Annotated in this window: 10 protein-coding genes and 2 pseudogenes; 4 read left to right on the forward strand and 8 right to left on the reverse strand. The window is 66.0% G+C overall.

Features of this window, described 5'->3' with window-relative positions; all coding sequences use genetic code 11:
- Positions 1-40: 40 nt before the first annotated feature.
- Complete coding sequence (locus FFI87_RS15475) at positions 41-316, reverse strand: hypothetical protein (RefSeq protein ID WP_175739988.1); 276 nt, start codon at positions 314-316, stop codon at positions 41-43.
- The gene (locus tag FFI87_RS15480; protein ID WP_315852875.1) at positions 313-774 is read right to left on the reverse strand and encodes a DUF2778 domain-containing protein; all 462 of its coding nucleotides are present in this window, start codon (positions 772-774) and stop codon (positions 313-315) included. Before FFI87_RS15480 ends, FFI87_RS15475 begins: the two co-directional genes overlap by 4 nt.
- A 612-nt stretch (positions 775-1386) precedes the next feature.
- On the opposite strand from FFI87_RS15480, the pseudogene FFI87_RS15485 reads away from it, so the two are divergent.
- Positions 1387-2480: pseudogene (locus FFI87_RS15485) on the forward strand (glycoside hydrolase family 1 protein).
- Entirely contained in the window at positions 2435-2680 is a 246-nt protein-coding gene (locus tag FFI87_RS34860) for a family 1 glycosylhydrolase (RefSeq protein ID WP_261378574.1), read from the forward strand. The pseudogene FFI87_RS15485 and the gene FFI87_RS34860 overlap by 46 nt, the downstream one beginning before the upstream one ends.
- 134 nt (positions 2681-2814) lie before the next feature.
- Here FFI87_RS34860 and FFI87_RS15490 read toward each other — a convergent pair whose 3' ends face one another.
- The 4 genes and pseudogenes from FFI87_RS15490 to FFI87_RS15505 all read right to left on the reverse strand — a co-directional run bounded on the left by FFI87_RS15490 (position 2815) and on the right by FFI87_RS15505 (position 9103).
- Positions 2815-6387: an indolepyruvate ferredoxin oxidoreductase family protein gene (locus FFI87_RS15490; protein ID WP_138847065.1), complete on the reverse strand. Its 3573-nt coding sequence runs from the start codon at positions 6385-6387 to the stop codon at positions 2815-2817.
- A 1670-nt stretch (positions 6388-8057) separates the two neighbouring features.
- Positions 8058-8438: a hypothetical protein gene (locus FFI87_RS15495; protein WP_138847064.1), complete on the reverse strand. Its 381-nt coding sequence runs from the start codon at positions 8436-8438 to the stop codon at positions 8058-8060.
- A 35-nt stretch (positions 8439-8473) separates the two neighbouring features.
- Positions 8474-8608: pseudogene (locus FFI87_RS15500) on the reverse strand (sugar O-acetyltransferase); the annotation flags it as partial.
- Between the two features lie 51 nt (positions 8609-8659).
- A complete protein-coding gene (locus FFI87_RS15505; RefSeq protein WP_138847063.1) occupies positions 8660-9103 on the reverse strand; it encodes a lysozyme inhibitor LprI family protein in 444 nt (147 codons plus the stop codon).
- 416 nt (positions 9104-9519) lie between these two features.
- Between FFI87_RS15505 and FFI87_RS15510 the strand changes: the two genes are divergently transcribed.
- Positions 9520-10134 carry a glutathione S-transferase family protein gene (locus FFI87_RS15510; RefSeq protein WP_012364839.1) on the forward strand — a complete coding sequence of 205 codons (615 nt, stop codon included), beginning with the start codon at positions 9520-9522 and terminating at the stop codon, positions 10132-10134.
- Positions 10135-10217: 83 nt separating this feature from the next.
- On the opposite strand, the gene FFI87_RS15515 is transcribed toward FFI87_RS15510, so the two are convergent.
- Together FFI87_RS15515 and FFI87_RS15520 are read right to left on the reverse strand one after the other, a co-directional pair.
- Complete coding sequence (locus FFI87_RS15515) at positions 10218-11183, reverse strand: ion channel (RefSeq protein WP_138847062.1); 966 nt, start codon at positions 11181-11183, stop codon at positions 10218-10220.
- A gap of 211 nt (positions 11184-11394) precedes the next feature.
- Positions 11395-12414 (reverse strand): sulfate ABC transporter substrate-binding protein, encoded by a 1020-nt coding sequence (locus FFI87_RS15520; RefSeq protein ID WP_138847061.1) that lies wholly within the window; start codon positions 12412-12414, stop codon positions 11395-11397.
- A gap of 452 nt (positions 12415-12866) precedes the next feature.
- Between FFI87_RS15520 and dapA the strand changes: the two genes are divergently transcribed.
- Complete coding sequence (gene dapA / locus FFI87_RS15530; RefSeq protein ID WP_138847060.1) at positions 12867-13760, forward strand: 4-hydroxy-tetrahydrodipicolinate synthase; 894 nt, start codon at positions 12867-12869, stop codon at positions 13758-13760.
- Positions 13761-13889 lie beyond the last annotated feature (129 nt).

The following is a 13889-nucleotide window of genomic DNA, read 5'->3' on the forward strand; positions in this document are numbered from 1 at the left end:
GGTATCCCCGTCGCGGCGCGGCGGGGGAGGATGACAGGCCCTATGCATCAGTTTTTTTGGCGCCATCCTTACTACGCCACCGCCAGCAAGCCCATACACCTACCCCACCCAGCATAATGACGGCCGACGAAACAAGAAAGGCCAGATCTGTCTCCTGCGGCCCGGTTTTCGCCCCATAGATCCAAATCAATCCACGCCACACCGGGCTCGAAAAGTTGACGGCTGTATCTGGGTGTGTCCCCCACCAGATCGCATTAAGAAAAATCACGATCAGCAGACCGATCACAATCGCCAAACGCTTGAAAAGTGTTCTCATGAAACGGTCAACACACCATACGCCTTGAGGGCCGACCCGGGAACCGAAATCTTCGGCACGTTCGTCAATATCGAGCGAATGCGGACCCAATCGCTTCTCTGTTCAATCGTGACACAACCTTCACTGACTCCAAGGCGGCCTTTTGGATGCAATCTCAATTGGCTTCGTACAATCTTGTCACAAAGGACCTTGTCATCGTCGATGTTTCCATCGATCGCATACAGCGCATACCAGTCGGATTTATCGTTTCCGTTGAGGTTCAGCCACTCCATGAACGGACCGACCACACCTCCTGATTGCCGATCAAAGATGTAATAATGTCCAACCGGGATGGCGCCGAATTTTGGCGTACAAACGAGAGAACGATTATTTACGTGCAATCCACTTCCTGAAAATGCAGGAAACGACAAGGCACCTATCCTGAATTCGCTCATCGGCTCATTATTTAATTTGAACATGCATTGAATCATTCAACCCACCAATTACGATTAGCAAAAAATCTCGAATATCAGTTACTTCGGATCTCGGCAGTCTACTAGCAAATACATCTCGAAAAAAACGCTCAAGCACAGTCAACGATTTGTGCGATCTGCACCCGTCCGTTCGCATGGACGCTGACGAAGCTGATCCGCGAGATCGACGCGTCGGAAACGGCGCTGTCGACTGACGATGGGGCCGCGCAGCGGCCTGCTACGACGCCCGTCGCATGCAACACGCCACTAGACGTCTCCCTCTAGAGGCCGGTATTCAATCGGCGACATATTCAAAAAACTTAAACGAGACATCCGTATCCTGTGTTGCGGGCCGTCACGATACCGGCGCCCGCATGCGTGCCGGGCCTGGCATTCCATCCGGCCCGCTCATCCCATGTGTCTTCCGCGAACGTCGAGGGCCGGACGCATTGATCCGGCGCGCGTGCATTTCGCCGCGCCCCGTGCCTCTTTAATCGCAATCCTAATCAAAACGCGGATGCCATTCGCCTCAAAACGCGTAAGCCCATGATCAAACCCATCTCGCTTCAGAGCCGCCGACGATTTCTGGCGCAAGGCACCGCCATGCTCGGCAGCGGCATGCTGTCCGCCTGCGGCGGCGATTCGATCGACTCCAACGCCTCGGCCCGCTTCGCCGACGACTTCGTGTGGGGCGTCGCCACCGCCGCGCCGCAAATCGAAAGCCGCGACGGCCGCGGGCGCAGCAACTGGGACGTGTTCGCCGACCAGCCCGGCACGATCGCCGACGGCTCGACGAATGCGCGCTGCATCGAGTTCGAGAAACGCTACCCGGGCGATCTCTCGCTGCTCGCGAACGCGGGCGTCCAGGCATTCCGGTTCTCGACCGCGTGGCCGCGCGTGCAGCCGGACGGCCCCGGCGCGGCGAGCGAAGCGGCCTCGCAACCTACGATCGCATGGTCGACGCGATGCTGGAGCGGCACCTCACGCCCTACCTGACGCTGTTTCACTGGGACATCCCGGTGTGGGCCGGCGATTTTCGCGATCGCGACATCGCGTACCGGCTGGCCGACTACGCGCAGCAGGTGTCGCGCCGGCTCGGCGACCGGGTCAAGCACTGGATGATGCCGAACGAGCCCAACGGCGTCGCGCTGTCCGGCTATGCGTACGGCGCGTCGCCGCCGCGCGCGCAGTCCATGGGGGCGATGTTCGCCGCGATCCATCATCAGAACCTCGCGCAGGGGCTCATGTTCCAGGCCGTGCGTTCGAACGTGCGCGGCGCGGCGCAGATCGGCACCACGATCAGCGGGCGGCCGGTGCATGCGGCAACGAATGCGGCCGCCGATCAGGCCGCCGCCGCGCAGTTCGACGCGATCTGGCATCGCGCGTTTCTCGACCCGCTGTACGGCAAGGGCTATCCGGCCGAGCTGCAGGCGGCGCTGGCGCCGCTCGTCCAGCCGGGCGACATGGCGACGATCGCGGCGAACCCGGATTTTCTCGGCGTGCAGTATTACAACTGCTTCTACGTGAAGGCCGGCGCCAACGGCACGGGCTTCGCGCTGGCCGCCAGCCCGGCGAATGAAACCCAGACGCTGGGATATCCGGTCGAACCGTATGGGATGTCCGAGAGACCGGCTTCGCGATCGCCGAGCCCGCGCCGAGCGGCGGCATCGTCGACGACGGCCCGCGTATCGACTACCTCGCGAGCTACCTGAACGCCGCGCACGACGCGTATCGGCAGGGCGTGCGCCTCGGCGGGGTGTTCTACTGGGCCGGAATGGATAGCTGGGAGTGGTCCAGCGGCTTCGCGAAGAAATTCGGGCTGATCCACGTCGACCCGGCAACGCAGCAACGTTCCCCGAAACGCAGCCTCGCGTACTACTCGCGCTGCATCGCAGGCAATCGCGTCGCGTAGGCCACGCAGGCGCCGGCGCAGGCCGGCAGGCGGGCGAACCTACGCGCCCGCCTCCCCACGGCGCCCCGCCAGCCGTCGCGCGGGCGCGTCGCTCCCCGGTCCCCCGCAACGAATCGCCGCGCCGCCCGTTCGCATTACTTCGCGACGACGACCGGAATGCCCTTCAGCATCCCCGCGCCCTTCATCTCGTCGAGCGCGTGCTGCACGGCCGCGCTCGTCGCCGCGTCGATGCCGAGTTGCAGCGCGAGCTCGCGCTCCGTACGCTTCACGCCGGCCAGATTGCGCACCTTCACGTGCCCGAAGCCGCGCACGCGGGCGTGCAGGTCGGCCAGCTGCGCGACCTGCGCGGCATTGCCGGCGGTCAGCGCGGCGAGCGCGCGCGTGAGCGTCGTCTCGTAGTCGTCCGCGAGCGCGCGCTCCATCCTGCGCTCGGCCGTGCGGCCGAACGGATCGAACCACGTGCCGCGCAGGCTGCGCACGCGGGCCAGCATGCCGAACACCGGCCACATCCACTGGCCGAACACGCGCTTCTTCGGCGCGCTGCCGTCGCGTCCCGCCTTCGCGACCGTCGGCGGCGCCAGGTTGAACTTCACGCGATAGTCCTGCCCCGGCACGCCTTCGAACTGCGCTTCGAGCGCCGTGCGGAACGCGCCGTCCGCATACAGCCGCGCGACCTCGTATTCGTCCTTCACCGCGAGCAGCCGGTAGAACGTCGTCGCGACCGCACGCGTCAGCGCGTCGTCGCCCTTCGCGCGCGCCGCGTTCACCAGTGCACGGTAGCGCTCGACGTAACGCGCGCCGCCGTATGCGTCGAGACGCGCTTCACGATCGGCGATCAGTTCGGCGAGCGTCTCCGGCGCGGCCTGCGCGGCCACCGTGTGACGCGCGTTCCACAATGCGTCGAGGCCCGCCGCGTCGCCGGCCGCCATCCGGCCGATCGAGAACGCGAGCTTGTTCATCGGCACCGCGACGTTGTTCAGTTCGATCGCGCGCATCATCGCGGCGAGCGACACCGGCACGAGGCCGAGCTGCCACGCGTAGCCGAGCATCAGGATGTTCGCGCCGATCGAGTCGCCGAGGAACTTCGCGGCGAGCGCCTGCGCGTCGCAACTCGACAGGTAGCCGTCGCCGGCCGCGTGATGCATCTTCTCGAGCAGCGCATCCGCGTGCAGGTTCGCGTCGGGATCCTGCACGAACGACGCGTTCGGAATCCGGTGCGTGTTGACGACGATCCGCGAACGCTCGTGGCGCACCGTCTGCAGCGCCTCGGCACTCGCGCCGACGACCATGTCGCACGCGAGCAGCACGTCGGCCTGCTGCGTGTCGATGCGCACCTGGTTCAGCCACTGGTCGCTCGACGCGATCCGCACGAACGACAGCACCGAGCCGCCCTTCTGCGCGAAGCCCATGAAGTCGAGCACCGATGCGCTCTTGCCTTCGAGATGCGCGGCCATGCTGATCAGCGCGCCGACCGTCACGACGCCCGTGCCGCCGACGCCCGTCACGAGCATGTCGAACGGCGCCGCGTCGAGATGCGTCGCGGGCACCGGCAGCGCGTCGACGCGTGCGGCGAGCGCCGCTTCGTCGAACGCCGCGCCCGCGGCCTTCTTCAGCGCCGCGCCTTCGACCGTCACGAAGCTCGGGCAGAAGCCGTTCACGCACGAGTAGTCCTTGTTGCACGACGACTGGTCGATGCGGCGCTTGCGGCCGAGCGGCGTCTCGAGCGGCTCGACCGACAGGCAGTTCGACTGCACGCCGCAGTCGCCGCAGCCTTCGCACACCGCGTCGTTGATGAACAGGCGCTTGTCCGGGTCGGGGAACTCGCCCTTCTTGCGACGGCGACGCTTCTCGGCCGCACAGGTCTGGTCGTAGATCAGCACGGTGACGCCCGGCGTCTCGCGCAACTCGCGCTGCACCGTGTCGAGCTCGCTGCGGTGATGGAACGTCGTGCCGGCCGGGAACTGCCCGTGATGGCCGTCGTACTTCTCCGGTTCGTCGGACACCACCACGAAGCGCGACACGCCTTCCGCCTCGACCTGCCGCGCGATCTGCGGCACCGAGATGCTGCCGTCGACCGGCTGGCCGCCCGTCATCGCGACCGCGTCGTTGTAGAGGATCTTGTACGTGATGTTCGCCTTCACGGCGACCGCCTGGCGGATCGCGAGGATGCCCGAGTGGAAGTAGGTGCCGTCGCCGAGGTTCTGGAACACGTGCTTCGTGTTGGTGAACATCGCGTGCGCGGCCCAGTCGACGCCCTCGCCGCCCATCTGGATCAGGCCCGTCGTGTCGCGCTCCATCCACGACGCCATGAAGTGGCAGCCGATGCCGGCCTGCGCGATCGAGCCTTCCGGCACCTTCGTCGACGTGTTGTGCGGGCAGCCCGAGCAGAAGTACGGCGTGCGCTTCACCGCGTCGGCTTCGTTCGACAGGATCCGCGGCGCGACGAGATCGACGACGCGTTCGCGGCGATCGAGCGCCGGCTTGTGGCGCGCGAGCCATTCGGCGAACACCGGCAGGATCCGCGACGGCCGCAGCTCGCCCAGTTCGGACAACAGGCAGGCACCCGTCGCATCGTGCTTGCCGAGCACGCGCGGGCGCGCGCCGTCCGCGCGGTTGTACAGGTAGTCCTTGATCTGCTGCTCGATGACGGGGCCCTTCTCCTCGATCACCAGCACTTCGGCGAGCCCGTCGACGAAGGTCTCGATGCGCGTCATCTCGAGCGGATACGACAGGCCGACCTTGTAGATCCGCACGCCGGCCGCGTCGAGGTCGGCCACCGTCAGGTCGAGACGGCGCAGCGCTTCCATCAGGTCGAGGTGCGCCTTGCCGCAGGTGACGATGCCGACGTTCGCCTGCGCGCTCGGGGCGATCCACTTGTCGATGCTGTTGCTGCGCGCGAAGTGGCGCACCGCGTCGAGCTTCGCGGCGAGGCGCGCCTCGATCGTGAGGCTCGGCAGGTCGGGCCAGCGGTTGTGCAGGCCGCCCGCCGGCGGCGTGAAGCCCGCCGGCGCCGGCCATTGCGTCTGGAGCGCGTCGAGGTCGACGGTCGAGCCGGACTCGACCGTCTCCGAGATCGCCTTGAAGCCGACCCACGCGCCCGAATAGCGCGACAGCGCCCAGCCGTACAGGCCGAACTCGAGCATGTCGGCGATGTTCGACGGGTTCACCACCGGCATGTGCCACGCGATCATCGCGAAGTCGCTCTGGTGCGGCATCGACGACGACACGCACCCATGGTCGTCGCCCGCCACCACCAGGACGCCGCCGTGCGGCGACGAACCGTATGCGTTGCCGTGCTTGAGCGCGTCGCCGGCGCGATCGACGCCCGGGCCCTTGCCGTACCACATCGCGTACACGCCATCGACGGTGCGCTCCGGGTCGGCCTCGACGCGCTGCGTGCCGAGCACCGCGGTGCCGCCGAGTTCCTCGTTGATCGCGGGCAAAAAGCGCACGCCGCTGCCGTCGAGCAGCTTCTGCGCCTTCCACAGCTGCTGGTCGACCATCCCGAGCGGCGAGCCGCGGTAGCCGCTGACGAAGCCGGCCGTGTTGAGCCCCTGCGCGACGTCGGATGCGCGCTGCATCAGCAACAGGCGCACCAGCGCCTGCGTGCCGGTCAGGAAGATCCGGCCGCGCGTGGCGGTCAGGTTGTCGGTCAGACGATAGTCGGATAGAGCGGGCGTACCGTCGACAGGCAGGCGGGCGGTCATGGGGGATGTCTCCTGATTGTGCTGTTCTGGGCCGCGCGCCGGGGCGTCGGACGACGCCGGCCGGAGGTGGCTGGATGGCTCTATTTTTTCGCGGGGAGACGAGAAAGTTTTTTCTCATCTTGCTCGGCGGGTGCTGAAGTGAGAAAAACTGCGCAGGTTTCGGGCGGGAATTGAGAGAGTTTTCGCGCGGGGTGGTGGGCGGCGATTGGGGTGGGTCGGGAGGGGTGGGCGCTTGCGTCGAAATGGCGGGGGACGAGCTGGGCGCGGGCCGCGGGTGCTCGCGGCCCGTGCGACAAGGGTTTGGGCGGGAAACGGCGGCGTGCTCACCGATGGATTTCACAGCGTTCGGATTGGTTGCTGGCGCGGGATGTCCACAATGCCGCGGCTATGGGCCGAGTCGGTGATCGCGCTCACCGTTCGATCGCACAGGGTTTCGAGTCGCGTCAGGTGCCGGATGTCCACACCTCAATCGGTCCGCAGCTCAAGCGGATTCCGACGCTCACCATTGAAATCCACAGCGCGACGAGTCGATGCCGGCAGGAGATATCCACACCGCCGCATCCCTGCTTCGCCGCTGCGATGGTCGCCCTCACCTTCCGGATGCACAGGGTCGTGAGTCGATTCGGCGGCAGGATATCCACATGTTGGTCCGGCCTTGGTGCAAGCCGTTGGGCAGTCGAATGAGACAGCCGGTACGGGTGTAGATATCGCCGCCCGCGGACACTCAAAACGCTGTGAATTTCGACGGTGAGCGTCGGCACGCGCTCGAACGCGGGTGTCGATTCGGGTGTGGACAGCGCGATCCGCGACAACTCAAAACGCTGTGAATTTCGATGGTGAGTGACGGCACGCGCTCGAACAAGGGTGTCGATTCGGGTGTGGACAGCCCGCCCCACGACGACTCAAAACACTGTGAATTTCGATGGTGAGTGGCGGCGCGCGCTCGAACAAGGGTGCCAATTCGGGTGTGAACAACCCGCTCCGCGACGACCCTAAACCCTGTGAATTTTGACGGTGAGGGACGGCGCGCGCTCGAACAAGGGCGTCCAATTCGGGTGTGAACAGCCCGCTCCGCGACGACCCTTAACGCTGGAACTTTGACGATGCGTGACGGCAGACAATCAAACGAGTACGCCGACTCGGGTGCGAATCGCTCGACTCACGACGATGCCAAACACTGTGGATTCCGGCAGTGAGCGACGACACGACGATCGAACAACGGCGCTGATTCGGGTGCGGATAGCCCAACCCGAGACCAGTCGAGACGCTGTGAAATTCAACGGTGAGCGCGGGCATCCTGACGCACGACGGCGCACCGTCTCGGCGCGAACAGCCGCGCCCGCAACCGCTCGGCGGCCCATGGTGCGCCCCGATTCGCGCAGACGCGGCCGAGCCGCATGCACGCGCCCTCACCGCTGAAATACACAGCACGTCGACTGGCTTCGGCGGCCGGCTATCCACATCGGCGCATGGACGCGAACGGCACGCGCGATCGCGAGTGCGGTTAGAATGCGCGCCCCTCGAAGCCGTGTCGAAGATCGGAAACGGGCACGCGGCTCGATCGGCCGCCGACGCTCACCATTGAAATACACAGCGCTTCGAGTGAATTCGGCTGCGAGATATCCACACCGTGATACGGGTCCGGATCTATCGCCGATCCGCGCGTGCCGTTAGAATGCGCGGCGCCCCGAATTCTCGCGCGACACCCGCGCGACGCCTGGAAATCCGCACCAGGCAAGCCTCACGCGCAATCGGTCACCGACGCTCACCCTTCGAAAGCACAGCATTTTTCGTCGTTCGGGGTCGCGGTTGTCCACGCGCTGCGTCGCGCTCACCGATGAAAAGCACAGCGTGCCGAGTGATTTGGAGGCCGGGATATCCACAACCGACGCCGCGTAGGAATGCGCCGCCGGCGCATCGGCACCATCGGCGCATGCATCTGCCCGCGACTGGTGTCGAATGCCGGGAAGCCCCGCCGATTCTGCCTCTGGCCACACACTCACCGTTCGCATCCACAGCGTTTTGAGTGCACCGAAAACCCGGTTGTCCACATGCGCGCCACCGCGGGACAACCTCGTAGGCTCCCTCACTCGGCAATCGAACGGGTGATCCGCGCCGGGTTTCCGCCGACCAGCGTATTCGGCGGAACGTCGCGCGTCACGACGGAACCCGCGCCGACCACCGCGTTCTCGCCGACCGTCACGCCGCCGATGATCGTCGCCCGGCCGGTTCGCATATCGTTCGGCCGGGCTGGCCGTCGCAAGCGTCGGCGCTATTTCGACGGCAAGTCGGATATGGCGTTGCGTAGCTGCTCAACGCGTCTGCTGTTGAGTTCCGCGACACAGGCCAAGCGCCCCATTTCGTGGGCGTTACCCGCTCCACCGCCACTCAGCGAAGCGGAGAATTCACATTGCGCCGCGCGATACTTCACGAATTCCTTATTCGATGCCGCCAAGGCCACCTCGGATGCGTGAATATATTTATTATCTTCATCCCATTTTTTTATGACAGCGAGCGCATCGTCTTCAGCTTTTTTTAAATATACTCGACTTTCACTGGCCTTCTTCGCAAGACAATCCTTCATTCCAGCCTGCGAATAAGCACCACACTGCTCGTACAGATCCTTCTCAGTATTGACGGTGTTGTCGGATGCGGCGATCGAGAGTAACGGAAACGATAGCGCAAACCCAAAGCCGATACTTCTTATTGCACGCATGAAGTCTCCTTTCCCTTTCTCACCACGTTCCACCGCTCTTCGCTGGCTCTTGAACCGCCATATTTTCACCTTCCGGTTGGATTGGTTATGTTGATGCGCATCGGACCCATACCCGACACGTCAGCACCGAAATAAAAACACAAGGAACAATGCACGTTCTCCGTTTGCATTTCAATTTTCGAGATATCTGCCGAACAACCGAAGGACAACGAGAAAGCACTCAAAGCCGGATAGATGCGAGAAAAAAGATGGCAAAAGGTCAACAGCCCTTGTCCGGTAGCGGTGCCCAAGCGTCGTCGCCCCATGGGCGGCGCGCGTTCCACCGAGCGCGTCGCACACTCGGTCACACAACGAACGACACATTCGGCGAACCGACTCGACTACACTGAACCGTCACCGCCTATATGGAGCACGCGATGAAGCTCTACTACTGGCCCAAAACCCGGGCATTCCGGGCGCTGTGGATGCTGGAGGAAATCGGCGCCGTCTACGAGCTCGTGCCGATCGACCTGCGTTCGCACGAACAGGGCAGCGACGCGTTCGTCCAGGTCAATCCGATGGCCAAGCTGCCCGCGCTCGACGACGGCTGCGAGCCGTTCGCCGAATCGGGCGCGGTGCTGCTCTATCTCGCCGATCGCTGCCCGGGCGCCGGGCTCGGCATCGCGCCCGACGATCCGCTGCGCGGCCGCTTCCTGCAGTGGATGTTCTTCACACCCACCTGCCTCGAACCGGCGATGGCCGAGAAATTCACCGGCGCCTCGGGCAATCCGGTCGCGTTCGGCTGGGGCAACATCACGCGAGTGCAGCGTGCGCTCGCGCAAACGCTCGCCCACAGCCGCTGGCTCGTCGGCGACCGCTTCACCGCGGCCGACCTGCTGCTCGCCAGCACGCTGAAGATTGCGTTCGACGCGCACCTGCTGCCGCACGAAGGCGTGCTCGGCGACTACGTCACGCGCGCCGAGGACCGCGACGGCCATCGCCGCGCGGTGGCGGTCGAACAGCGCGAAGCGGCGCGTCTGCTGCATCCGTGACGCGTGCGCGGCGCGGCGGTCGGCGGCGGCGGTTGCGGCGGCCGCATCCGGGCGCCAGCGCCCGTTAGCGCCGGTCGCCAACGTCATGCAGCGGGCCCTGACGCCTGCGCCGCCGGGCCGCCCTCGATCACGCCCGGCGAACCGCGTTCGTCGCTCTCCACGTCGACCGGCACGACCTCGTGAAAATGCGTGTAGTCGATATGCGTGATGCCGCCTTCGTCATGCATCAGGTCGACGTAGCGGTGACGCCAGCGGATGTCCGCATGCGTCCATGAGTAGCGCGCCTGCATGACCTGCGCGGTCGTCTCGTCGGAGCCCTCGATCGTGATCAGCAGCGTCGCGTCGCGCGCGGCGAGCGATTCGGCCGTCTCGCCGAACAGCGGGCTCGTTTCGTCGATCACGTGCATCAGGTTCCAGCCGAGCAGGAAGATCGGATGCTCGCTGCGCACAAGCGGCAGGTCGTGGATCTTGCGCAGCGTGTAACCCTCGTGCGTCCCCTCGACGCGCATCAGCCGCAGCTTCGCCTGCGCTTCGGCGATCACGTTCTGGCGCGCATTCGCGGCACGCACCATCAGCGTCATTCGCCCGTTCAGCGGGCGCACGATCGCCAGCCGCGCGAACAGGATCTTCGCCTGCGGCCGCGAAAACCGTGCGAACACGAGCCCGGTCGCCAGCGCGATGCCCGACATCCCGATGAAGATCTCGAAGGTCGAGACCACGTGCGCGTAGACGGTCTGCGGATGCATGTCGCCGTAGCCGACCGTCGCGAGCGTCTCGACGCTGAAGAAGAACGCGCCGACGAAGCCGGCCGGCGACTGGTTCGCGATCGCGTCGTGGCCAAGCAGATAGAGCGCCGCGAAGCCGCCGTTGAGCAGCAGGAACAGTATCGCGAGCGACAGGAAGAATACGGGCCAGCTCACCGTCAGCGCACGGTGATAGAGGTCGCGCCAGCCCAGCGGCGGCATCCCGTATGCGACAACAGGGCGGGTGCCCGACCAGAGCTTGCGGCCACGGCCGCGGGAAGCTGGGGAGGACGAATCGACGTTCATCGCGCAAGGCCGGAAGCAAGAAGGCGATGAGCGTAGCACGCGGGGCGGCGGCCGGGAATGCGCAACGATGCGGGGCGATGGGCGGCCTTGCGCGTGCGGCGCGAGCGATGCGTAGCGGCCTTGCGCGTGCCGGCGCGAAAAAAAGCCGGCCGCATCGGCGGCCGGCTGCGCGGTCATCCTGCCGGCACGCACGCGGCGTGCGGCGTGCCGCCTACTTGCGGTCGACGATCACGCGATCGAACGTGCCGCCGTCGGCGAAGTGGGTTTTCTGCGCGTTCGCCCAGCTGCCGAAAACCTGCTCGACGCTGAACGTCTTCAGCGGCTTGAACTCGGCCGCATGCTTCTTCAGCACACTCGCGTCGCGCGGGCGCAGATGGTGCTGCGCGATGATCTCCTGCGCCTGCGGCGTGTACAGGTAGTCGAGATACGCCTGCGCGATCTTGCGCGTGCCCTTCTTGTCGACGACCTTGTCGACGACGGCGACGGGCGGCTCCGCGAGGATGCTCGCCGACGGGTACACGGCGTCGAATTCCGCCCCCGACGCGCCCGTGTCCATCAGCGCGACTTCGTTCTCGAACGTGACGAGCACGTCGCCGATGCCGCGCTGCGTGAAGGTCGTCGTCGCGCCGCGGCCGCCCGAATCCAGCACCGGCACGTTGCGGAAGATCGCCTTCTCGAAGTCGAGCGCCTGCTGGTCGGTCGCGCCCTTCTGCTTCTGGTAGCCCCACGCGGCGAGATACGCGTAGCGGCCGTTGCCGGACGTCTTCGGGTTCGCGATGATCACCTGCACGCCCGGCTTCGCGAGATCGCTCCAGTCCCTGATCGCCTTCGGGTTGCCCTTGCGCACGAGGAACACCATCGTCGTCGAGTACGGCGAGCTGCTGTCGGGGAAGCGCGCGCGCCAGTCCTTCGGCAGCAACTGGCCCCGCTCGGCGAGCAGGTCGATATCGTTCGGCTGGTTCATCGTCACGACATCGGCCTGCAGCCCCTGCAGTACCGACAGCGCCTGCGCGCTCGACGCGCCGTGCGACTGCTTGATCGTCACGGTTTCGCCCGTCTTCTGCTTGTACGCGGCGGCGAAGCCCGAGTTGATGTCCTTGTACAGCTCGCGCGTCACGTCGTACGACACGTTCAGGATCGACGTGTCCGCGTGCGTGGCCGTTGCCGCCACGACCAGCGCCGCCGCGGTGCCCGTGTGCAGCCAGCGACCGATTCCCTTGATGCTTGCCATCGTGATATGCCCCGTTCCAGTGGTGTTGAAGGTGCGTGACGGCACGCGTGCGCGCTGTCATCGAAACGTAAGCGGGCATTCTAGCGGCCGGGCGTCGCGCGCCTTCCAATCTGTCGTGGAAAGCAAATCTCGAATTCTGCTAACCGGCGCATGCACGCTCGCGTGCGCGCCGGATCCGATGTTAAGATCGCCGCTCAGCCCTTTTCACGGTTCATCCATGTCCGCTGCCCTGCGCTCGTCGTCGATCCTTGCCGCCATCGCGGCAGGTGCGCGCGCGGCCGGGCTGAAACTGAAAAAACGACTCCTCGACTGACGGGGACGTCGCGTCCCGTCAGGCGAATGCCGGACGGGATGCCCGCAGGTCGTTTCTTTTTCCTTGCTCGCACGCCTCGCTCCGGCACATCGCCGGCGGAACGGTTCCTTCCCACTCCGTTTCCACCATGAGGCTTTGCATGCACACACGTTTCGAAGGTATCTGGCTGCCCATCGTCACGCCGTTCCACGACGGCGAGGTCGACCACGGCGCGCTCGCGCGACTCGCGCGCCACTATGCAGCCGCCGGTATCGCGGGTTTCGTCGCGGGCGCGACGACCGGTGAAGGCGTGCTGCTCGACGCGCGCGAGCAGGACGCCGTGTTCGCGACGCTGCGCGACGCGGTGCCCGGCCTGCCCGTCGTCGTCGGGCTCACCGCGAGCGCGACGCACTCCGCGGCCGCCCGCGCACGCGAGCTCGCCGCGCTGCAGCCCGACGGGCTGCTCGTCACGCCGCCCGTCTACGTTCGGCCGACGCAGGACGGCATCCGCCGCCACGTCGAAGCGATCGTCGACGCGGCCGACCTGCCCGTCCTCGTCTACAACATCCCGTACCGCACCGGCGTGAACGTCGAACTGGAGACGCTGCAGGCGCTCGCGCGCGACCCGCGCGTCGCGGGCATCAAGGAATGCGGCGGCACGCTCGAGCGGATGAGCCGGCTCGTGCACGACACGCCGCTCGCCATCCTTTCCGGCGACGACAACCAGAACTTCGCCGCGCTGTGCGCCGGCGCGCACGGCGCGATCGCGAGCAGCGCGCACGTGCTGCCCGAGTGGCATGTGCGCATCCATGCGCTGCTGCGCGACGGCCGGCTCGCGGACGCGCGCGACCTGTCGGTCGCGCTGCAGCCGCTGGTCGCGGCGCTGTTCGCGGAGCCGAATCCGGCCCCGGTGAAGGCGGTGCTCGCGGCGCAGGGGTGGTGCGAGGACGGGTTGCGGCTGCCGTTCGTGCCGGCGAGCGACGGGTTGCGGGACAGGCTGGCCGAAATTCTCGCCACGCTCGGGGAAATCGCGCCGGACAGCGCCGTCGCATAGGCCGGGCGCGACGCGCGGCTCGGATGATGGGCGCTGCTGACGAAGCGTTCATTCGCATGCCTGATCGCTCCATTCGGCCGATCGGCAGAGGCGTGCCGATGCATACCGAGCCGCGGCTCCGGTACGTTC

Source organism: Burkholderia sp. KBS0801, assembly GCF_005937855.2.
Classification (GTDB): Bacteria; Pseudomonadota; Gammaproteobacteria; order Burkholderiales; family Burkholderiaceae; genus Burkholderia; species Burkholderia ambifaria.